This window comes from Christensenella tenuis, from assembly GCF_014287795.1.
Lineage (GTDB): Bacteria > Bacillota > Clostridia > Christensenellales > Christensenellaceae > Christensenella > Christensenella tenuis.
This window is the reverse complement of the sequence record NZ_JACOON010000004.1, coordinates 151997-171942: the sequence shown is the minus strand read 5'-3', so window position 1 is coordinate 171942 and position 19946 is coordinate 151997. Positions and strand designations below refer to the sequence as shown.

General features: G+C 54.5%; 22 protein-coding genes. 17 read left to right on the top strand and 5 right to left on the bottom strand.

Annotated features, from left to right (window positions below; translation table 11 throughout):
- Positions 1–285 (top strand): phage holin, encoded by a 285-nt coding sequence (locus H8S18_RS08500; RefSeq protein WP_186857882.1) that lies wholly within the window; start codon positions 1–3, stop codon positions 283–285.
- Between the two features lie 375 nt (positions 286–660).
- Here H8S18_RS08500 and H8S18_RS08495 read toward each other — a convergent pair whose 3' ends face one another.
- Positions 661–1479, bottom strand: coding sequence for a hypothetical protein (locus H8S18_RS08495; RefSeq protein ID WP_186857881.1), 819 nt, complete (start codon positions 1477–1479; stop codon positions 661–663).
- 308 nt (positions 1480–1787) lie between these two features.
- Between H8S18_RS08495 and H8S18_RS08490 the strand changes: the two genes are divergently transcribed.
- The 6 genes from H8S18_RS08490 (at position 1788) to H8S18_RS08465 (ending at position 6198) form a co-directional block, all read left to right on the top strand.
- On the top strand, positions 1788–1982 hold the full coding sequence (locus H8S18_RS08490; protein WP_186857880.1) for a hypothetical protein: 195 nt from the start codon (positions 1788–1790) through the stop codon (positions 1980–1982).
- A gap of 716 nt (positions 1983–2698) precedes the next feature.
- On the top strand, positions 2699–3103 hold the full coding sequence (locus tag H8S18_RS08485; protein ID WP_186857879.1) for a YbaN family protein: 405 nt from the start codon (positions 2699–2701) through the stop codon (positions 3101–3103).
- Positions 3100–3756 (top strand): hypothetical protein, encoded by a 657-nt coding sequence (locus H8S18_RS08480; RefSeq protein WP_186857878.1) that lies wholly within the window; start codon positions 3100–3102, stop codon positions 3754–3756. Before H8S18_RS08485 ends, H8S18_RS08480 begins: the two co-directional genes overlap by 4 nt.
- A gap of 36 nt (positions 3757–3792) precedes the next feature.
- Positions 3793–4131, top strand: a complete 339-nt coding sequence (locus H8S18_RS08475) for a DUF4491 family protein (protein WP_186857877.1) — start codon at positions 3793–3795, stop codon at positions 4129–4131.
- 93 nt (positions 4132–4224) lie between these two features.
- Positions 4225–5751 (top strand): catalase, encoded by a 1527-nt coding sequence (locus H8S18_RS08470; RefSeq protein ID WP_186857876.1) that lies wholly within the window; start codon positions 4225–4227, stop codon positions 5749–5751.
- A gap of 33 nt (positions 5752–5784) precedes the next feature.
- Positions 5785–6198 carry a Fur family transcriptional regulator gene (locus H8S18_RS08465; RefSeq protein WP_186857875.1) on the top strand — a complete coding sequence of 138 codons (414 nt, stop codon included), beginning with the start codon at positions 5785–5787 and terminating at the stop codon, positions 6196–6198.
- Positions 6199–6292: 94 nt separating this feature from the next.
- Here H8S18_RS08465 and H8S18_RS08460 read toward each other — a convergent pair whose 3' ends face one another.
- A complete protein-coding gene (locus tag H8S18_RS08460; protein WP_186858072.1) occupies positions 6293–6772 on the bottom strand; it encodes an MGMT family protein in 480 nt (159 codons plus the stop codon).
- Between the two features lie 372 nt (positions 6773–7144).
- Positions 7145–8476 (bottom strand): hypothetical protein, encoded by a 1332-nt coding sequence (locus H8S18_RS08455; RefSeq protein ID WP_207721716.1) that lies wholly within the window; start codon positions 8474–8476, stop codon positions 7145–7147.
- Between the two features lie 248 nt (positions 8477–8724).
- On the opposite strand from H8S18_RS08455, the gene H8S18_RS08450 reads away from it, so the two are divergent.
- The 6 genes from H8S18_RS08450 (at position 8725) to H8S18_RS08425 (ending at position 13095) form a co-directional block, all read left to right on the top strand.
- Positions 8725–9765, top strand: coding sequence for an alcohol dehydrogenase (locus H8S18_RS08450; protein ID WP_186858071.1), 1041 nt, complete (start codon positions 8725–8727; stop codon positions 9763–9765).
- A 219-nt stretch (positions 9766–9984) separates the two neighbouring features.
- On the top strand, positions 9985–11157 hold the full coding sequence (locus H8S18_RS08445) for an iron-containing alcohol dehydrogenase (protein WP_186857873.1): 1173 nt from the start codon (positions 9985–9987) through the stop codon (positions 11155–11157).
- A gap of 18 nt (positions 11158–11175) precedes the next feature.
- Positions 11176–11604: a cupin domain-containing protein gene (locus tag H8S18_RS08440; protein WP_186857872.1), complete on the top strand. Its 429-nt coding sequence runs from the start codon at positions 11176–11178 to the stop codon at positions 11602–11604.
- Positions 11605–11853 carry a tautomerase family protein gene (locus tag H8S18_RS08435; protein WP_186857871.1) on the top strand — a complete coding sequence of 83 codons (249 nt, stop codon included), beginning with the start codon at positions 11605–11607 and terminating at the stop codon, positions 11851–11853.
- Positions 11850–12335, top strand: coding sequence for a flavodoxin (locus tag H8S18_RS08430; protein ID WP_186857870.1), 486 nt, complete (start codon positions 11850–11852; stop codon positions 12333–12335). The genes H8S18_RS08435 and H8S18_RS08430 overlap by 4 nt, the downstream gene beginning before the upstream one ends.
- 4 nt (positions 12336–12339) lie before the next feature.
- Positions 12340–13095 (top strand): carboxymuconolactone decarboxylase family protein, encoded by a 756-nt coding sequence (locus H8S18_RS08425; protein ID WP_186857869.1) that lies wholly within the window; start codon positions 12340–12342, stop codon positions 13093–13095.
- A 153-nt stretch (positions 13096–13248) separates the two neighbouring features.
- Here the strand turns inward: H8S18_RS08425 and H8S18_RS08420 are convergent, their stop codons facing one another.
- Together H8S18_RS08420 and H8S18_RS08415 are read right to left on the bottom strand one after the other, a co-directional pair.
- Entirely contained in the window at positions 13249–15858 is a 2610-nt protein-coding gene (locus tag H8S18_RS08420) for a heavy metal translocating P-type ATPase (RefSeq protein WP_186857868.1), read from the bottom strand.
- Between the two features lie 12 nt (positions 15859–15870).
- Positions 15871–16197, bottom strand: a complete 327-nt coding sequence (locus tag H8S18_RS08415) for a metal-sensing transcriptional repressor (protein ID WP_186857867.1) — start codon at positions 16195–16197, stop codon at positions 15871–15873.
- A 223-nt stretch (positions 16198–16420) separates the two neighbouring features.
- On the opposite strand from H8S18_RS08415, the gene H8S18_RS08410 reads away from it, so the two are divergent.
- The 4 genes from H8S18_RS08410 (at position 16421) to H8S18_RS08395 (ending at position 19809) form a co-directional block, all read left to right on the top strand.
- Positions 16421–17041: a TetR/AcrR family transcriptional regulator gene (locus tag H8S18_RS08410; RefSeq protein WP_186857866.1), complete on the top strand. Its 621-nt coding sequence runs from the start codon at positions 16421–16423 to the stop codon at positions 17039–17041.
- Between the two features lie 78 nt (positions 17042–17119).
- Entirely contained in the window at positions 17120–17722 is a 603-nt protein-coding gene (locus H8S18_RS08405) for an MptD family putative ECF transporter S component (RefSeq protein WP_186857865.1), read from the top strand.
- Positions 17723–18421: an energy-coupling factor transporter transmembrane component T family protein gene (locus H8S18_RS08400; protein WP_186857864.1), complete on the top strand. Its 699-nt coding sequence runs from the start codon at positions 17723–17725 to the stop codon at positions 18419–18421.
- Entirely contained in the window at positions 18418–19809 is a 1392-nt protein-coding gene (locus H8S18_RS08395; protein ID WP_186857863.1) for an ABC transporter ATP-binding protein, read from the top strand. The genes H8S18_RS08400 and H8S18_RS08395 overlap by 4 nt, the downstream gene beginning before the upstream one ends.
- Positions 19810–19946: the final 137 nt, after the last annotated feature.

The following is a 19946-nucleotide window of genomic DNA, read 5'->3' as shown; positions in this document are numbered from 1 at the left end:
ATGAAGAAGATTAACTGGAAGGTACGGGCGAAAAGCCCGCAGTTTTGGATTGGACTGCTTGGCGTGATCGCGTCGCCCGTGCTGGCGTATTATGGGCTTAGTTACGCGGACATGACCACATGGGAAAGCGTGGGCAATGTGCTTGCGCGGTTCTTCACCAATCCGTTCCTGATCGGCACGGTGGGGGTGGCGGTATTGTCATTCATCGGCGTACTGACTGACCCGACGACGAAGGGCGTTGGAGACAGCGAGCAGGCGCGGGAGTATACGAAGCCGAAGGGCTGACGAAGGGCGGGGGCGAAAGCTCCCGCTTTTTTGTTGCCGTTATTTGTCGGATAGATGTCATGTGAATGGCTGCGTTTTTCTGTTATAATGCTAGTGTGAGAAAAGTGTAAGCAGGGAATGATCCAGACATATATTAAACGGGAGATTTAGGTATAATTTTAACAAAATGTTTATAATAATTTGGTTACCTTATGCAATAATTAGTGTATAATTAAATTGACATAAGGAAGTACATCGTGTATTATAAATATACTGATTTTTACGGAACAAATAGGTAAAAAGGAGGTTTTACTTATGTGGGCTCCATATTCAGGTTGGTTTAAAGATAGGCCAGAAGATGTTAATGACGAAGACACAGAAGAATAAATATTAGTGCTACAAAACAGAATGATCTTTCCCGCGATAGGGAAGATCATTTTTTATTTCCTGCCTTTTCTTTTCCAACAATGCTTTTCTCTCCTCATTCCGATCTCTCCAGTTTACAAAAATATCAATTATATTTGTATAATATTTTTCACAGGGATCGGTATTTTTAGAAGAAATAGTAAAGTAAAGTAAAGAAATTGTATCTAAGAAGACTTGATGCAAAGATTGATAAACAATCTCTTCATCGGCTAGCCCATATTTAAAATACATACAAAATGATTCCAATTTATTTAAAGTATCATCCTGCAGCTTAGAGAGGGTTTCGGAAGCCAATGAGTGTGACAGCAGAGGGTGATTGTCGTTCAAAAATGATGATACGTTTTTATCTAAGTTTTCGTAAATATTTGATTGTAGAGTTATGATATCATTATGAGTGAACAAAGATTTCATTTCTTCAGCATCAAAATCATTCATCTGCGTACGATATATTTTTCGAATTATTTCTGCTATCTTGCTCTCTTTGTAAATTAACGAAATAAAAGCCGAGCGATACAATATTTCTTCTTCAAAAAAGCGCGCCATTTCAATTGCCTTTTCTTTGGATTTCCTTGAATCGTCTACCAGTAGGGAGTCTAAGGCTAACCTGTTTTGCTCTGCTAATAGAACAACTTGCAGGATTAATGCAAAAAGAGTAATAGATTCAATTATACTAGCAATTGTGGTTAACAAAATCTGATCTGATAAAGCAGCCCATATTGATAAAATCAAAAAAGCGACTAGGGCGCAAATGGTGGCAATGAGTAAAGGCTTCCTAATTTTTTTATACATAACAACACCCTGAGAATTATTTTATATACATTCTACACCTCCAGCATTGAGCAAGTCAACTAATCTCATCTCTCCTAAATACTACTATGCCAATAAAAAAGACAATACCCACCTCATCCGATCAAGGGCAATCTTTTATCGTCCTAGTGAAAGTCGAAACCTAAAATTCCACAGACAAATTTATATTGATTTCATTAAAATATAGTATTATCATAAAGGTACAAAAATATCTACCTACACAAAGCAAAACAGAATAGTGTTTAAGCTCTACGGCTGCCATTGACGACGCCAATGAAAGGAAGGTCCTTATGGAGTGGAGATTTATGGTTGTACAGCGACGCTATAGTAATGGAGCGTGCGAGGCAGAGATTATTGAACACGATAACTTCCGCAAAGAAGATTTTCCAGAGGATAAGGAACGATACGAGCAGAAGTTTTTTCCGTGCAAGGACTTTAAAAAAGCTGTAAGAGAATTGGCGCGAAGGTCATTTGCTGCGCTATAATTGGATCAGTACAGCAGAAGAACAAGACGATAAGCCGCTTTGAATAGGGACAGCCTTTTCTACGAGGGTACAAAACCGAAGGGATAATTGACGCTCCCAAAAGCAGAAAACGGAAATTTACCGATCCCGCCACATTGTCCGCTCTATAAATTACAAGTATAGTAAAACAAAATAGCCGGTAAACTATGTTGCGCTTCCCCGCGACCATTATTAAAAAGGCTTTTGGAATATTCCAAAAGCTTTCTTGTATCATGAAAACCCCGCGCTAAGCGTGGGGTTCCGTAAAGTTTAAAGCTATGGGAAGAGAACCCCTCCGTTTGATAAAATAACCTTGCGGCCTGATAACTGCAAGGAAACAAACGGAGGATTTCAAACGGAACTGCAAATATCATATCGTATTTGCACCAAAGTTCGGAAAGCAGTATCAAGACACAAAAGAAAACGGTATCGATGACAAACCCTGGCAGTGAAGTATTCCGCAAGGGAGGACACAAGATGTATTTCGCGCATGGAGTGTATACAGCGTGCGGCAAACATAATTTTGCGCTGGGAGTAGAGGTCCGCACGGGAAATGTACACGACGACAGCGTGATATTTAATCCGTTATACGCGCAAGTAGCAAACGCCAAAAAATTTATAAAAATGTTTCAGGATAGTAAAATAAGGGTATCATACTCGATAATAAGACTCGTTACTAATAATGGAGGGCGTGATAAATGACGATCAGGACTGCCGCTGTAACAATAGTTGGATTTATCCTTCTTGCACTGGGCGCAATCGGGATTGTCCTGCCCGTCTGGCCAACCACTCCCTTTGTTATTGCGGCGGCCGGCTGTTTCACTTATGTGCCGGCGATGCGCGCACGGATCATGAAAATTCCTTTTTTCAAAGAATATATCGAAAATTACAGCAAAAGAAAAGGACTTACCGTAAAAACAATTGCGATAAGCCTTGCCTTCCTGTGGGGCATGCTTGCGCTTTCCAGCGCGCTGATGAAGCGGGTATGGCTCCTGCCTGTGCTCGCGGCGGTCGGCGCGGCGGTCACGGCGCATATCCTGTGGATGGCAAGGCCGCGCGGAAAAGCACGGGAATGGAAGGCCGGGGGATCGGAAGAAGCATGAAAGAGAAAAAACGTTTTTTCGGAATTGTGGAAGTGGTATTTGATATTGCCTACCTCTCTGCCGTACTGGTTTTGGGAATTTTTATTCTCCTGCACGCCTTTCCGGCGGTGCGCCTCCTTGGCGGCGCGGCCGCGTTGGTGCTGGCGGGCGGAGATTCCTTTCATTTGGTTCCACGGATTGCCTCGATCATACGGGATAACACGGATGGATATCAAAAGGCGCTCGGGCGCGGAAAGTTTATTACCTCAATTACGATGACAGTCTTTTACTTGCTGCTGTGGCATATCGCCCTGCTGCTGTTTTTGCCGCAGGGGGCCGGGGCGTGGACCATACTCGTCTATATCCTTGCGGCTTTGCGGATCGCTCTTTGCTGCCTGCCGCAAAACAGGTGGCTGGATCAGAACCCGCCCGTTATGTGGGGCATCTACCGCAACATCCCGTTTCTTATCATGGGAGTTATGGTCATTGCGGTGTATGGGCTTTTGGGAAACGGTGTTTTGGCGGTGAAATGGATGTGGCTCGCGGTCACGCTGAGCTTTGCGTTCTACCTCCCGGTCGTAGCCGGGGCAAGGCGCAACCCCAAACTGGGGATGCTGATGCTGCCGAAAAGCTGCGCATACGTGTGGATCGTCGCAATGCTCGCGGCGCTGTAGAAAACGCCGCGCGGAACGAAAAAGGAGAAACGGGAAATGATGTGGACGGGGATTTTGATCGGAGTTATATCGTTTTTGATTATCGGGGGATTCCACCCGATCGTCATTAAATGCGAATATTATTTTAGTGCCAAAATATGGCCGGTTTTTTTACTTGGCGGAGCGGCACTCTGCGCCGTCTCCCTATTCCTCCCACATCCCATATTGTCCGCGGCGGCAGGCGTGGCGGGGTTTGCGATGCTGTGGAGCATCAAGGAACTGAAGGAGCAGGAAAAGCGCGTCGAGAAGGGCTGGTTTCCCGCCAATCCGAAACGCAGGACAAAAACCAGGGCCTTGCGGCAGGAAAAAGGATTTTCAAAGGACGAAACGGTTTGAGCTGTTGCAGGAAAGGCGCCAACGCTGTGCCTTTTTATAAAATACAAGATAGAAAAAAGGGTTTGATTTAGCCAAGAAAAGGAGAACAGGACTATGAAAGAACAAGGCAAAGACAGGAAGAAATTAACGAATGAAGTGGGAGCGCCGGTGCCGGATAATGAGAATTCCATCACGGCGGGCCCGCGCGGGCCTGTGATGATGCAGGACGTGTGGCTGATGGAAAAAATGGCGCACTTTAACCGCGAGGTGATCCCGGAACGGCGGATGCACGCCAAAGGATGGGGGGCGCACGGCAAGTTTACCGTGACGCACGATATTTCAAAGTACACGAAGGCAAAGGTATTGCAGCCGGGCGCGCAGACGGATGTGTTTATCCGTTTTTCAACGGTGGCCGGGGAACGCGGCGCGGCGGATTGCGAGCGGGATATCCGCGGCGTGGCGGTCAAATTTTATACGGAGGAAGGAAATTGGGACCTTGTGGGCAATAATACGCCGACTTTCTTTATCCGCGACGTGCACAATTTTTCCGACCTCAACCGCGCTGTGAAGCGCGACCCCAGGACGGGCAGGCGCAGCCCGCAGAACAACTGGGATTTCTGGACGCTGCTGCCGGAGTGTTTCCACCAGGTTACGGTGGTAATGAGCGACCGCGGCATTCCGGCTTCTTTCCGCAACATGCACTTTTTCGGAGAACATACGTTCAGCCTTTATAACGAAAAAAACGAGCGGGTGTGGTGCAAGTTCCATTTCAAGACCCAGCAGGGAATCAAAAACCTTTCCAATGAAGAGGCGGCACGGATCAACGGCATGGACCGCGAACACCACGGCGCAGACCTTTTCAACGCAATTGAAAACGGGGATTACCCGAAATGGACGATGTATGTGCAGATCATGACGGAGGAACAGGCGAAGAACCATTACGAGAATCCGTTCGACATCACCAAGATTTGGCGGCATGCGGAATATCCGCTGATCGAGGTCGGGGAACTGGAACTCAACCGCAACCCGGAAAACTATTTTGCGGAAGTAGAGCAGGCCGCGTTCGCTCCGGCCCACGTCGTCCCGGGGATTGGATTCTCGCCCGACAAGTTTTTGCAGGGCCGCCTGTTCGCCTATGGCGATGCGCAGCGTTACCGTTTGGGCGTCAACCACAACCTGATTCCAATCAACCGCGCGAAGGTGGAGGTGAACGAATACCACCGCGATGGCGCGATGCGTGTGGATGGCAATTACGGCGCTGCGCCCGCATATACGCCGAATAGCGCCGGATATTGGACGGCCCAGCCCGAAGTAGCGGAGCCGCCGCTCGACCTCGAAGGAGCAATGTGGCGGTATGATCCCAAAGACGACCCAACCGACGATTGCTTCCGGGCGGGCGGCGACCTGTGGCGCGTGATGACAGAGGACAAAAAACAATTGTTGATCGAAAATACCGCCGCCGATATAGCGCCCGTTACGGAGAACATCAAATACCGCCACGCGGCGCACTGCTACCTTGCCGACAAGGAATACGGCGAACGGATGACAAAGGCGCTGGGCCTTGACCCCGACCGGGTAAAAGAACTATCCAAGCTTGACAATGACGGCCTGATCGAGGCGACACTGCCGGATACGGTGTAAAGACGAAAGGGACCGATGCAGGAGTGACAATCTATGAAGCAACAGCGCAATTCCCGCCAGCGGCGGCTGGTATTGGAAGCCGTACGGAACCATACCGACCACCCAAGCGCGGACCGGATTTACCTTGATGTTCGCCTGCGGGACGATAAGATCAGCCGGGGAACCGTGTACCGCAACTTGAACCTTTTGGCGGCAAACGGAAAGATCAGCCGGGTGGAAACGCCGGGAATGGACCGCTTTGACCTGCGGACAGAACCGCATTACCATTTGATGTGTGTGGGCTGCGGCAAAATAACCGACGCCGCCCTGCCATACCAAACGGAATGGGACCGGGAGGTTGGGGCACAGGCTGGTTACACGGTGCATACGCACAGCGTTCTGTTCGAAGGGTTATGCCCGGACTGCGCGAAGAAGGACGAAAAAGAGCGGGGCGCCCCCCGCGAATAAGGGCGCACAAAAATACCCCTTTCGGCGGCAACCGCCGGAAGGGATATTTTATTTGTACAAGTGTGTTTCGCGGACCGTGTAGCTATGCGCTTTCTTATTCCAGACGGAAAAGCGCCTTCTCGTATTCCTTTACATAATACCGGAAATTCGTCCGGCCCCGGCGGATAACCGTGTGGCCCTCCGCTTCCAGCTTCTCCTTTTGCGCCGCAACACCGCCGGGATATTTGGGATTGAGCTCCCCGTTGGCTTTCAAGGTCCGCCAGTAGGGCGTTTCATTATCCTTCCGCTGGGCGCTTGCCCACGCGGCGATCGAAACAAAGATACCGGCTGTGACCGGGTCGGTGAAATCGGCATGATTTTGTTTGGCGAAATAGTCGCGGATCGCGCCGATGGTAAGCACCTTTCCATAAGGAACGGTTTTCATCACCTCATCATACGCGAAGGGGGGAGCAAAAAACATTTTTTCCCCGCCATATTTTTGAACCGTGGCCTCGTCTGTTACAACCTGTATTTTCGGCATCCCGGTATCTTTGTGCAGCATCGCGTTAAAGTCCTTTTTTTCCTCATTTGCCATCATACGCACCTCCTGCCCCAAGCATAACCTGTTTCCGGCAGGGATGCAATGAGGCGGTTGAAAAAATTTTTCTGCTTTCAGGAACAATGAAACTGTGCCGCAAAGCGCCGGGAAAGGGCCTTCTCCCCACTTTATCCGGCCATGCCGCTGTAATGGTAAACGGTACAGGCGAATAAAGCGGAACAGGGCGTCGAACGCGGCGGGCGTCGGCGAATGCCCGAGGGTGCAGGCCTGTCCGGCTCAAACAAAAGTCCAACGCGGTGTAAATGGAAGGTAAATAAAAAGCGGGCCTTGCCCGCCATAAAGTTTTGAAATTTCGGAATGGGCTTTCAAATGCAGTAGGAATGTGCGGCTGGGCCTGCTGGCGAAAGCCTATTCCGCCGAAGGTGCTTTTTTTACCGCGCCTTTTTTCCGCGCGGCAAGAACTCCGGCATAGAGCGCGGCAAGGATCAGGCAGCCCCAAAACCTGACAATCTGCACCGCATGGACCAGCGTTTCCGGGTGGGACACTTGTTCCGTCATCGTGAAAAACGCCGCCGCGGGTAGCCGGTAAAAGCTGAAAAGGGCGAGAAGGAAGGCGGCAATGATGAACTGGTAGGTGATGCTGCCGATATCCTGCATGGTAAATTTACTGACGAGCCGCCTGTCTGTGGGAATGGACTGCGTATGGTAATACTCCCGGTTGAGCAGGGAACTTGTGCCGCTGAAGAAAAAGCTGACGAGGAAGACGCCGGCCGGGAAATAAAAGGGCGTCATCAGCAGGACGAGGCTCGCGCATGCGCCGATTGCCTGTACCGTAAAGGGAGATACACCTCCCGCTAGTTTCCACAGTTTTGAGGCAAACGCCATCGAACAGCCCATACCAAGGACGAATGGGACGTATACGTAGGCGGCCGCTTCGCCAATCCCGTAAACAGCGCCGACATAAAAGGAACCGAAAATAAAGAGGAAATTCCCGCACATACCGTTGGCGAGGGAAAGAAGGTTGAGCCATAGGGGCAGCCGGGCCTGTTTCCTGCGCAGCCAAACAAGGAGCATGGCGATAAGGAAGGCGACGGCGAACCAAATGGTAACGACGTCCAGTTCCTGCGCGTCAAAGGTCAGGCGCGCGATGCGCAGTACGATCAGCAAAACGAAAAATATAAGGAAAACGGCCGCGTACCGCGGGGATACGGTCACGTTTTTCAGGCGGACGAAACGCAAGGTGTGCGCCGGGTCGCGGGAGGCGGAATAGAGGGCGAGCAGGAAAAGGGCAAGGTAAAGCAGCATCACGCCGCCCGTCCGTATGGGGGAGGGCAGGGCCATCAGGGCAAGCAGGAACACGGCGACGAATGCGAGGGGCGCAAAATTTTTCTTTGGCTTGCCCGCTCCAGACGTTTGGGTTTGTTCCTGCCGCTGGAAATGCAGGGTAGTGAAAGCGGGCTGGATGAAGGCCGTACTAAGCCCAAGGAGGATTGCGGAGGGCGTGAAAAACGGGAAATAGAAAACGCCCAGCACGCCGCAGAGCGCGCCGGCGGCTCCAAGGACCAGCGAAAACATCATCATAAAATAGCTGTCCGCGCCCGCGCGGATACTGCGCAGCAAAAATATACCCGTCATGCGCAACGTGTAAAAGATCACGAGGGGCAGAACCGTTGCGAGGCTGGTTCCGTCCACCAACTGAAGGAACAGCAGGTAGGGAATGGCGATCAGGGAGCTGTTCAATAAAAAGGCGGACGATCCGGCGATGGATCCGAAGAATGCTTTTGCTTTTTTGATAAGACTTCCCTCCTGGGCGAAAAAGGCAGGCGCCAAAACATGGCGTTTGCCGGATTTTTGTTTCGTATTGGCTATAAACAGAAATTTCCTTCTTTAAACAGGGCGCGCCGGACGGAATGACAAAGCGTTCCGCATCCGGTATAATGTATAATAAAGGGAAAACATACAAGGAGCGCGCTAAAATGGATCAAACGATGAAAGCGGTTGTTTTTGAGGAAAAAGGAAGATTTGCGCTTAAAGAACGGCCCGTACCGGCGCTGCATGCGCCCACGGATGCGGTCGTCCGGGTGACGCTGGCTTCCATCTGCTCGAGCGACCTGCATATAAAGCACGGCAGCGTCCCCCGTGCAAAGCCAGGAGTTATCGTGGGGCATGAAATGGTGGGCGTGGTGGAGCAAACCGGGGACGGCGTGCGAAAGGTCCGCGTGGGGGACCGGGTGGCGGTCAACGTGGAGACCTTTTGCGGCGAATGCTATTTTTGCCGCCGCGGGTTCGTCAACAACTGTACGCACGAATATGGCGGCTGGGCGCTTGGGTGCAGGATTGACGGCGGACAGGCGGAGTATGTCCGCGTGCCGTTTGCCGACCATGGGCTTGACGTGATCCCCGCTGGGGTAACGGACGAACAGGCGCTTTTTACAGGGGATATCCTTGCCACCGGCTATTGGGGCGCCGGGATCGGCGGGATCAAAGAAGGAGACACGGTGTTGGTGCTCGGCGCGGGCCCAACGGGCCTGTGCACCATGGCCTGCGCGCGGCTCTGCCGCCCGGCGCGCATCATTGCCGCGGATCTTTCCGAGGGACGGCTTTCGCTCGCGCGGCGTATGGGAATCGCGGACGTTACGGTGAATCCCGCGCGGGAAGACCCCGTCGCTGCGGCGCGCAGCTTTACCCAGGGGCGGGGCGCAGACGTGGTGTTTGAAGTGGCGGGCGGCGCGGGCACTTTTGAGGCCGCATGGAAAGCAGCGCGCCCGAACGGGACGGTATGCGTAATCGCCATGTATGAAACACCGCAAGTCCTTCCCTTGCCCGACATGTACGGCAAGAACCTGACCTTTAAGACGGGCGGTGTGGATGCCAATTCCTGCGGAAAAATCCTGGAGCTGATCCGGCAGGGAAAACTCGATACCACGCCGCTGGTCACGCACCGTTTTTCACTGGACCGTGCGATGGAGGCTTATGCGCTTTTTGAAAGCCAGGCGGACGGCGTGGTGAAGGTTGCGCTGGAGCCGTAAGGAAAGAAATGCTTTTTAAGCATGAAAAATAATAGAATATAGGTATTAGACATTATAAGGCATACCCCTTATCCTGTGGATAAGGGGTATTTTTGACGGACAGGGTGGATATGAACAATTTGTAAACAAGAAAAAGAGGAGCTTGACTTAGAGTTCACTCCAAGGAGTAGAGTTTTAATAAAGACAGAAGAAATATGGAAGAACAGGGAGGAAAACGATATGAATTACCACATGTATTTACCGACAAGGACACTGTTTGGCCCAGGAGAGCTGAATAACCTCAATATCCAGGAAATGCCGGGCAGGAAAGCCATGGTCGTTATTTCAAACGGCAACTCGGCGCGCGCAAACGGCGCGCTTGCACGTACGGAAGAACAGCTGCACCTCGCAGGGGTACAGACTGTGGTGTTCGGCAAGGTGCAGGCCAACCCGCTTAAAGATACGGTGATGGAAGGCGCGGCGTTCGCGCGGGAAAACGGCTGTGATTTTGTGGTGGCGCTTGGGGGCGGCAGCGTGATGGACGCGGCCAAAGTCATGGCCATGATGGCCCCAAACCCCGGCGACCTGTGGGATTACGTGGCGGGCGCGACGGGAAAAAACAAACCGCTTGAAAACAGGCCGCTGCCCGTCGTTTGCATCACCACCACGGCGGGAACCGGCTCGGAGGTGGACGCGGGGGGCGTGGTGACGAACCCGGACACCCACGAAAAGATCGGCTGCGGCGGTATGGACAGCCTGTTTCCCGTGCTTGCGGTCGTCGATCCGGAGCTGATGACCACCGTACCGCCGGAATTCACCGCATACCAGGGGTTTGACGCGCTGTTCCACAGCACGGAATGCTATATTTCCAAAGCGGCGAACCCCATGAGCGACATGGTGGCGCTGACGGCGATCGAAGCGATTGCCAAATACCTGCCGGCCGCCGTGAAGAATGGGGAAGACCTTGAGGCGCGCGGGCAGGTGGCGTTCGGCAACACCCTCTCCGGGTATGTGATGAGCCTTTCGTGCTGCACGAGCGAGCATTCCATGGAGCAGGCCATGAGCGCCTTCCACCAGGAGCTTCCGCACGGGGCGGGCCTCATTATGCTTTCCCGCGCATATTACGAATATTTTATTGAAAAGAATGTTTGCGAAGACCGTTTCATCCGTATGGCGAGAGCGATGGGCATGGAAACTGCGCGCGGGCCGGAGGATTTCCTTGCGGCGCTTACGAAACTGCAGCAGGACTGCGGGGTCGCGGATCTTAAGATGTCGGACTATGGGATCACGCGGGAGGAACTTGGAGCGCTTGCCGAAAATGCCCGGGCCACCATGGGCGGCCTGTTTACCGCCGATCCGTGCGAGCTTTCACATGAGGATTGTACGGCAATCTATCAAAAGGCGTACCGGTAAAAAATGGAGGGATAAAACATGGATGACCTTTCAAATAGTGTGATTTTTCCCCGGGGCGGCAAGCTGCCCGGGGAATTCAGCAAGAATTTTACGGGGCAGGCCTATCTTGAGATGCTTGCCGCAGGCGGCGATGAATTCCATTGCCCGATTGGCAACGTGACCTTTGAACCGGGCTGCCGCAACAACTGGCACAGGCATCCGGGCGGCCAAATATTGCTCGTGACCGGCGGGCGGGGCTGGTATCAGGAAGAAGGCCGGCCCGCGCGCCCGCTTGGCCCCGGAGACGTGGTGAAGATCCCGCCGGACATGAAGCATTGGCACGGTGCGGCGAAGGATAGCTGGTTTGTACATCTTTCCGTCGAAACCAACAGCAGCATGGGTCCGGCGCAATGGCTGGAGTCGGTGACGGACGAAGAATACGAAAAATTGGAATGGAAGGGAAAGTAAATGCCGCATATCACAGTCGCAATGTTTCCGGGGCGGGACGCGGCCGCAAAAACAAACCTGGCCCTGGCCGTGCGGGAGACGGTTTCAAAAGAGCTTGGCATCGGGCCGGAATATGTTTCCGTATCGGTGGAAGACATTGAACCGGAACGCTGGGAAGAGGCGATGCGGCGGATTCCCGCCGGAACGGTGTTTGTGGAGCCGGGCGCGCCGAAAAACGCGGATGGTGCAAAAGGAGGAAAACAGGTATGAAGAAACTGCTGATCGCATATTATTCCCACTCAGGGAATACGAAAGGGCTTGCGGAGCTGATCCGTACGGAAACGGGAGGAACCCTGCTTGAGATTAAGCCGGTGGAGCCGTATCCTTCCGCCTATCAGGCGGTGGTAGACCAGGCGAAAGAAGAGATACGCGCCGGTTTCCGTCCGGAAATCAGGGAAACCGCAGACGTGGGGTCTTACGACGTTGTGTTTGTCGGCTCGCCGAACTGGTGGAGTACGATTGCGCCGCCGGTCGCGTCGTTCCTCGAACGCTGCGACCTTACGGGCAAGACCGTCGTGCCGTTCTGCACGCACGGCGGCGGAGGAATGGCCGAGCTGGCGCGCGATACGCAGGCCCTCTGCCCGGGCAGCAAGGTTCTGGACGGCTTTGCCGCCTATGGAAACAGCGGCCTTCGCGCGCGTGACGAAGTGGACGCATGGCTGCGGGGAATCGGCCTTAAGGAACAGGGGTGAAACGATGGACCGCATAGGAAAAAGCAAACAAAAGAAAGAACAATTATTCGGCCCGGGCCGCGGCGTGGAAGATACGGATCCGGAGTTCCAGCAGATACTGGACCGGTTCGTCTTTGGCGACGTATTCCACTACGGAAGCCTCGACGACCAAACCCGGGAATTGATTACGCTGGCGGTGCTGACGGTAAACGGGACGCTGCCGCAGCTGCGGGCGCATACGGGCGCGGCGCTCAGTGCGGGCGCGGACCCGGCGGGTATCCGGGAAGCAGTCTACCAGTGCGCGCCGTATATCGGGTTCCCTAAAACACTGAACGCGCTTGGGGAAATGAATGCGGCGTTCCGCGAGCGGGGCGTTGCCCTGCCTGCCGCCCCGCAGGGTACGGTGGATGAAGACACGCGCTTTGAAAGAGGGCTGGACGTGCAGACGCAGATTTTTGGAAATGTGATCCGTGAAAACCATGCCGCCGCGCCGGAAAACCAGAAACACATCCAGGAATACCTTTCCGCATTCTGCTTTGGGGATTTTTATACCCGAGGCGGCCTTGACCTCAAAACGCGCGAACTGCTTACCCTGTGTATCGTAAGCGCGCTCGGGGGGTGTGAAAACCAGGTGAGGGCGCATGTGCGGGGGAACGCAAACATCGGAAACGGGAAGGAAATCCTGATTTCGGCCATCACGCACTGCCTGCCGTATATGGGTTTCCCACGGACGCTGAACACGCTTTCATGCATCAATGAGGTCCTGCCGGAGGCGGAGTAGAGGGGAAAAAGGGACCGGAACATCCGCAGACCCTGACAGCGTATTTTTCCTGCCCGGGGAATATGCGCGGGATTGCGGAGGCTTCACGCATATACCGGAAACAAAAAACCGGGGTGGACCGCCTTATCCGCCCCGGTTCTGCATGTTTGCGGTTTATGCGTTTTCACAGCTTACGAGCGTATAGCCCGCGTCTGCAATAGCGTTCCGGAACACCTGCTCGGGAACGTCTTCTGAAAGGGTGACGGTGGCCTGTTTCTTCTCAAGGTCAACGGCCGCATCCGTAACGCCGTTGAGTGCCAGGAGCGTTTTCTGCACGTTCATCTGGCAGTGTGCGCACATCATTCCATCAATTGTCAGTACTTTTTTCATCTCATTTTTTCCTTTCTCGCGTTCCGGCGCGCTTGCGCCGGTATTTTGTAGTTTCTCCGCTGCCGAAACCGGCGCGGCAGGCCGGGCCGTATTGTTTTTGTCCTTGAACAGCCGCAGCCGCAGTGCGTTCAGTACAACGCACACGGAGCTCAGGCTCATGGCGGCGGAACCGATCATCGGGCTCAGGCGGATGCCGAACGCCGGGAACAGCGCGCCCGCCGCGAGCGGGATGCCGAGGACGTTGTAAAAGAAGGCCCAGAACAGGTTCTGGTGGATGTTGCGCACCACCGCTTTGCTGAGGTCGATGGCCGTCGCCACATCGAACAGGGAATCCTTCATCAGCACCACGTCCGCCGATTCGATGGCGATATCCGTTCCCGCGCCGATGGCGATGCCGATATCCGCGCGGGTCAGCGCGGGCGCGTCGTTCACCCCGTCGCCCACCATGGCGACTTTATGGCCTTTTTCCTGCAGTGCGCGCACGCTCGCTTCCTTATCCGCGGGCAATACGTCTGCGATTGCCTCTTCCACGCCGACCTCTTTGCGGATCGCTTCCGCGGTCATGCGGTTATCGCCCGTCAGCATCACAACATGCAGGCCCATTTTGCGGAACCGTTCGATGGCCGCGCGGCTGTCCTCGCGGATAGTGTCCGCCACGGCGATCACCCCAAGGAGGCTATCGTCCGCCGCGAACAGAAGGGGCGTTTTACCCTCGCCCGCGAGGCGGTGCGCGATCTCCTTTGCCTGCGCATTTTCGGCGAGGCCGGATTCTTCCATAAAAGCAAGATTGCCCGCCACATAACGCCGTCCGTCCACGAGCGCGCGGATGCCGCGTCCCGCCTGCGCTTCAAATTCTTCTGCGCGGGGGATGGAAAGCCCTGCTTCCCGTGCTTTTTCCACCACCGCCTGCGCGAGCGGATGCTCGCTTCCGGCTTCCGCCGCCGCGGCCTGCGCAAGAAATTCATGTTCCGTGAGGGATGTGTCCAGCACCACGATATCCGTGACTGACGGGTGGCCGGAGGTGATGGTCCCGGTCTTGTCGAGCACGATGGTATCCACGGAATGCAGGTTCTCGAGGCTCTCTGCCGATTTGATCAGGATCCCCTGCTCGGCGGCTTTTCCGGTGCCCACCATGATGGCGACGGGCGTTGCCAGCCCAAGCGCGCACGGGCATGAGATGACCAGCACCGAAATGGCATTGGAGAAGGCAAATTCAAAATTCTGCCCCGCGATGAGCCATACGGCGACCGTCACAATGGCAATGCCGATGACAACGGGCACGAAGATGCCGCTGACGCGGTCCGCAAGGCGCGCGATCGGCGCCTTGGAATTCCCCGCCTCGTCCACCAGCCGGATGATCTGCGCGAGCGTCGTGTCCTCGCCCACCTTGGACGCCTGGAACCGGAAAGTCCCATTTTTATTGATCGTTGCCGAAATGACGGTATCGCCGGTTTTTTTCTCCACAGGGACGCTTTCCCCGGTGATGGCGGCCTGGTCCACATAACCGTAGCCTTCGGTGACGACGCCGTCCACCGGGATGCTTTCGCCCGGGCGGATAACGACGATATCGCCCGTTTTAACCTGCTCCGCGGGAATCACAAGTTCTTCGCCGCCGCGGATGACGGACGCCGTTTTCGGCGCAAGGTCAACGAGCTTGCCGAGCGCGTCGGAAGTTTTGGATTTGGAGCGCGCCTCGAGGTATTTCCCCACAGTAACCAGCGTGAGGATCATGGCCGCCGATTCAAAATACAACGCGTGCGCATATTCGTGTACCAGCGTCATATCCCCGTGGCCAAGGCCAAAGGCCATGCGGTACATAGCAAAAATCCCGTAAACAAGCGACGCGCCCGAGCCGACCGCCACCAGCGAATCCATATTGGGGGCACGCGCGATGAGCGCCTTGAACCCGTTTTTAAAGAAATGTCCGTTGATGACGATGATCGGTATGGTAAGCAAAAGCTGCGTCAGCGCCGAGACCAGGGAATTTTCCATCCCCACAAGGAAATCGGGCGCGGGAAGCCCCATCATCGGCCCCATCGCTACATACATCAGCGGGATAAGGAGGATAATGGAGGAAATGAGCCGCCGTTTCATGCTCTCACGGCCCTCGTCGGCAAGCTTTTGCCGGGCCTCCCACTCGCTGCGGAAACCGCTCCCGCCCGCTGCGTTTTCCGTATCGCTGCCGGGCAGGGAAGCGCCATAGCCCACACCTTCCACGGCTTCTATGATGTTTTCCGGGGTCAGTTTCGTTTCGTCATAGGTGACGGTCATGCGGTTTGCGAGCAGGCTGACGTCCACATCGCTCACGCCGTCAAGCTTTTGTACGGTGCGGGTGATGTTGGCCTGGCACGCCGCGCAGGTCATCCCGGTGATATTGAATCTTTCTGTCTTCAAGGGAACCCCTCCTCACTTCAGTTTTTTGACCAGTTCCACCGCTTCGTCCACAATGCCGGTGTTGCCCTTGCGGATCTCTTCCACCACACACGTCTTCATGTGGTCCTGCAGGATCAGGTACCCGAAGGATTGGAGCGCGCTTTCGACAGCCGCGATCTGCGTTAAGATGTCTCCGCAGTAACGGTTGTCATCCAGCATCTTGCCAATCCCGGAAAGCTGGCCGGCCATCCGGCTCAAGCGGTTTTTCAAAAGGCGCAGCTCCTCTTCGCTGCGCGGTGTGGCTTTATGGTGGCACGCGCACTGCGCGTCCCTGCCGCCGGTATTTTGTTCGTTTCCCATTGTTTCCCTCCGTCCTGCAATGGTTTGGAATTCTATAAATACCCTATACGGGTATTTTATAACAATGATTATAATATACCCCGATGGGGTATTTGTCAAACCAAAATACTATACCGGAAAATTTTGCAGGCATTCTGCTGTTGACAAATGGAATAAAGGATGATATTTTAAGAACGTTGTTATTGATAACGGTGTTATTAATATTTCCGGAAAGGGGCAGGGTATGGCGAAACGGGAGGAAGGGATCACCGAAAAACTTCTTTTATGCGCGAAACGGGAATTCCTGGAAAAGGGATACAAGGACGCCTCTTTGCGGGAGATCGCGGAGAAGGCGGGCACGAGCACAGGAGCAATCTATATCCGCTATCCGGATAAAAGCGCCCTTTTCGGCGCGCTGGTGGAGCCCGTGGCGGAAGGTCTTATGGGCCGCTTTCGCGCCGCGCAGGACGAACATTTCGACCTGATTCCCGAAGGGAAAACCGGAACCAGCCAGGAGCTTTCCACAATGTATCTCTACCGCTTCCTGGATTATATTTATGAAAACTTTGATGCATTCAAGCTGCTTATTTGCCGTTCCGATGGAACAAAATATCAGGATTTCCTGCACGAACTGGTACGCCTCGAGGTGGAGCGGAGCGGGGAGTATTACAGACAGCTCCGGGAGGCGGGAAAGATCGGGGGAACGCTCGATGGGGAAGTCCACCATATGCTGACGAGCGCGTATTTCACTGCAGTATTCGAAGTGGTGGCGCACGATATGCCAAAGGAGAAGGCCCTTGCTTACGTGGAGCAGATCGCGCATTTTTTCAACGCCGGATGGAATAGCCTGGTGCGTTGGCTATGATTTTTTTGGACGAAAGTTAGTCTTTGCTAACTTTGTTGAAAGATATGTCAACAAAACATTTGAGGAGGAGAAAACAAGATGAAACCGAATGCCAAATGGTCCGCAAAAGACGTGATCACGACTGTGCTTTTGAGTGTGCTGTTGATTGTAATCCAGCTGCTGATTAACATGATTTGCATGGCCAACCACTTTGTCAGCATGGTGCTTTCCGTGGGAATCACTTGCCTTGTGTGCGCGCCAATTTACTTCCTGATGGTGCGCCGTGTACACAAGCGGTTCGTTTCTCTGCTCTACATGACGCTGCTTGGCGTTGTTTTCCTGATTATGGGCGACTGGTTCCTGCTGCCTTATTTTATTGTAGTGGGATTTGTATGCGAAGCAATCTTATGGAAAACGGATGCGTATGATAATCCATGGCGGATCACCGCCGCGTGGACGGTTTACAGCGGGCTTTACCAGGGCGTGAACCTGCTGCCCATCCTCGCGTTTTGGGAGGCCTTCACTTCCAATGCGCTCGCCTCCGGCATGTCGCAGGAGTATATCGATTCCTATCTGTCCTATTATACGCAGCCGGGCTGGCTGGCGTTCATCCTTATATTTACGGTGGCCTGCGGCTTTGTAGGCAGCCTGATCGGCAGCCGCATGATGAAAAAGCATTTTGGCAAGGCGGGCATCCTGTAAATGGGAAAACAGGATGCAGGCTTTGCCGCCCCCGTCAGGCTGTGCGTGTTTGCCGCAACCCTGTTGGGCGTTTTCCTGACGGGCGGCACGGAACGGACATGGATCATTGCGGCGATGCTGTTTTTGATCCTCATGGCGCAAAAGGCATGGAAGCAATGCGCGGGGTTCGCCGTTTTTTACGGGATATTGTCCCTGCTGTTATACCTGATCCGTTTCCACGGGCTGCGGATGGCAGTGTTTTCGGAATTTCACGTGTTCCTGTTTTGGTGGATGACGCCAGTCTTCATGGCGGCATGGAACCTTGTATCCACACCGCCCGGTGAGCTGAGTGCGTTTTTTGCGCGTGTCCACGCGCCTACGGGGGCGATCCTTGGGATGCTGGTCATTTTCCGTTTTTTTCCCACCATGCGCGCCGAACTGCGCGGACTGAGGGAATCCATGCATAACCGTGGGCTCACCGGACCGGCGCAGGTGCTCCGCCATCCGGGGAACACGTTTGAATACATCCTTGTGCCCATGCTGCTGCGCTGCCTGCAAATTTCCGACCAGTTGGCAGTGTCTGCCGCGGCCCGCGGGATCGATACGCCCGGCCCGCGGCACAGCTATTACGAACGGAAGCTCCGCGCGCGGGACATCCTCGCGGCGGCGCTTTATGCAGGCGGGATCCTGGCGTTCCTGCTGACCGGAGGGATCAAATGATTGAGCTTGAAAACGTATCGTTTGCCTATGTGGGAGAAAAGCCGTGCGTCCGCGGCGTGAACCTCAAGGCAGCAGAGGGGGAATGCGTCGTACTCATAGGGCGGTCGGGCAACGGGAAAACTACGCTGACGCGCCTCATAAACGGCCTTGCGCCCTATTATTACGAGGGGACGCTTGGCGGGACGGTCCGGCTTGGCGGGACAGACCTTGCGGTTATGCCGCAATGGGAGCGCGCTAAGCGGGTCGGCTGCGTATTTCAGGATCCTAAATCCCAGTTTTTTTCAGGAGAGCTTACAGGGGAAGTGGCGTTTGCCTGCGAAAATCTTGGTTTTTCTGTGCGGGAGATTCGAACGCGCACGGATGGGATGATCCGCGCGATGGGCCTCGGCGGACTGCGCGGGACGCCGCTCGACCGGCTTTCCAGCGGAGAGAAGCAAAAGGTGGCGATCGCCTCGGTGCGCGCAGCGGGCCCGCGGATATTCACCTTTGACGAACCCACCGCAAACCTTGACGAAGAGAGTGCAGACCAGCTTTCGGAGACGCTCGGGGCGCTGAAAAGAAAGGGACACACGCTGGTTGTCGCCGAACACAGGCTGTCGTGGCTGATGGAGATTGCGGACCGGTTCCTGTATGTAGACGACGGCAGGATCGTGCGGGAATTTTCTCCGCGGGAGCTTCGCGCGCTGTCCGCGGGCGAAGCCGCGCAATTGGGCCTGCGCCGCCCGCACGAAACGAAGCCGCCTCTCCTGCCCGGTGCGGATTACCGCCACGGCGCGGCGGTGGCGGTGCGGCAGGCCTGCTGTGCGCTGAAGGGAAAGACCATTTTTCGGGATGTGGAATTCAGCGCTTTTCCAGGCGAGGTCGTGGCGGTCACGGGACGCAACGGAAAGGGTAAAACGACGCTGGCAAAAATACTGTGCGGGCTGCGCCGCGAAAGCGGCGGAAGCGTGCTTTTCAGCGGGGAAAAGATACCGCCGCGAAAGCGGCGGGAGCGCGTCTTTTACAGCGCCAACGATACCAACACCCAGTTTTTTACGCCCAGCGTGGAGGAAGAAGTGCTTTTGCTCCTGCCCCGGCGGGAAGAAAACCTGGAACGGGCGAGGGAGACGCTTCGGCAGCTCGGCCTGTTTGAACACCGCACCCGCCACCCCGCTACCCTTTCCGGCGGACAGAAACAAAGGCTCTCGCTGGCCTGCGCCGTCCTGAGCGGACGGGAAATCCTGATTTTCGACGAACCGACCAGCGGCCTTGACGGCGGCAATATGAAGATCATTTCAGGCGTGCTGGGGCAACAGGCCGGGGACGGAAAAACGGTGCTGGTGATTACGCACGATCCCGAATTGATGGAAGCATGCTGCACACACCGGTTTTCCATCGGCGGAGAATGAAAATGCCGAAAAGAAGCGGCGGCGGGACGCCTTGGCGGAAAACACAGAAAGGCCCCGCGTATTTTTATGAAAGCATTGACAGATTTCCCATTGAATAGTAAACTAAAAAACGGGGTAAGCATACGCTAACCCCATAT

Bases quoted from the DNA above. Each gene is read 5' to 3' on its own strand.
- H8S18_RS08500 (WP_186857882.1), top strand. From the start codon at position 1: ATGAAGAAGATTAACTGGAAGGTACGGGCGAAAAGCCCGCAGTTTTGG.
- H8S18_RS08485 (WP_186857879.1), top strand. From the start codon at position 2,699: ATGACGATCAGGACTGCCGCTGTAACAATAGTTGGATTTATCCTTCTT.
- H8S18_RS08425 (WP_186857869.1), top strand. From the start codon at position 12,340: ATGGACCGCATAGGAAAAAGCAAACAAAAGAAAGAACAATTATTCGGC.
- H8S18_RS08470 (WP_186857876.1), top strand. From the start codon at position 4,225: ATGAAAGAACAAGGCAAAGACAGGAAGAAATTAACGAATGAAGTGGGA.
- H8S18_RS08490 (WP_186857880.1), top strand. From the start codon at position 1,788: ATGGAGTGGAGATTTATGGTTGTACAGCGACGCTATAGTAATGGAGCG.
- H8S18_RS08465 (WP_186857875.1), top strand. From the start codon at position 5,785: ATGAAGCAACAGCGCAATTCCCGCCAGCGGCGGCTGGTATTGGAAGCC.
- H8S18_RS08405 (WP_186857865.1), top strand. From the start codon at position 17,120: ATGAAACCGAATGCCAAATGGTCCGCAAAAGACGTGATCACGACTGTG.
- H8S18_RS08415 (WP_186857867.1), bottom strand. From the start codon at position 16,197: ATGGGAAACGAACAAAATACCGGCGGCAGGGACGCGCAGTGCGCGTGC.
- H8S18_RS08460 (WP_186858072.1), bottom strand. From the start codon at position 6,772: ATGGCAAATGAGGAAAAAAAGGACTTTAACGCGATGCTGCACAAAGAT.
- H8S18_RS08395 (WP_186857863.1), top strand. From the start codon at position 18,418: ATGATTGAGCTTGAAAACGTATCGTTTGCCTATGTGGGAGAAAAGCCG.
- H8S18_RS08475 (WP_186857877.1), top strand. From the start codon at position 3,793: ATGATGTGGACGGGGATTTTGATCGGAGTTATATCGTTTTTGATTATC.
- H8S18_RS08410 (WP_186857866.1), top strand. From the start codon at position 16,421: ATGGCGAAACGGGAGGAAGGGATCACCGAAAAACTTCTTTTATGCGCG.
- H8S18_RS08450 (WP_186858071.1), top strand. From the start codon at position 8,725: ATGAAAGCGGTTGTTTTTGAGGAAAAAGGAAGATTTGCGCTTAAAGAA.
- H8S18_RS08495 (WP_186857881.1), bottom strand. From the start codon at position 1,479: ATGTATAAAAAAATTAGGAAGCCTTTACTCATTGCCACCATTTGCGCC.
- H8S18_RS08435 (WP_186857871.1), top strand. From the start codon at position 11,605: ATGCCGCATATCACAGTCGCAATGTTTCCGGGGCGGGACGCGGCCGCA.
- H8S18_RS08430 (WP_186857870.1), top strand. From the start codon at position 11,850: ATGAAGAAACTGCTGATCGCATATTATTCCCACTCAGGGAATACGAAA.
- H8S18_RS08440 (WP_186857872.1), top strand. From the start codon at position 11,176: ATGGATGACCTTTCAAATAGTGTGATTTTTCCCCGGGGCGGCAAGCTG.
- H8S18_RS08400 (WP_186857864.1), top strand. From the start codon at position 17,723: ATGGGAAAACAGGATGCAGGCTTTGCCGCCCCCGTCAGGCTGTGCGTG.
- H8S18_RS08445 (WP_186857873.1), top strand. From the start codon at position 9,985: ATGAATTACCACATGTATTTACCGACAAGGACACTGTTTGGCCCAGGA.
- H8S18_RS08480 (WP_186857878.1), top strand. From the start codon at position 3,100: ATGAAAGAGAAAAAACGTTTTTTCGGAATTGTGGAAGTGGTATTTGAT.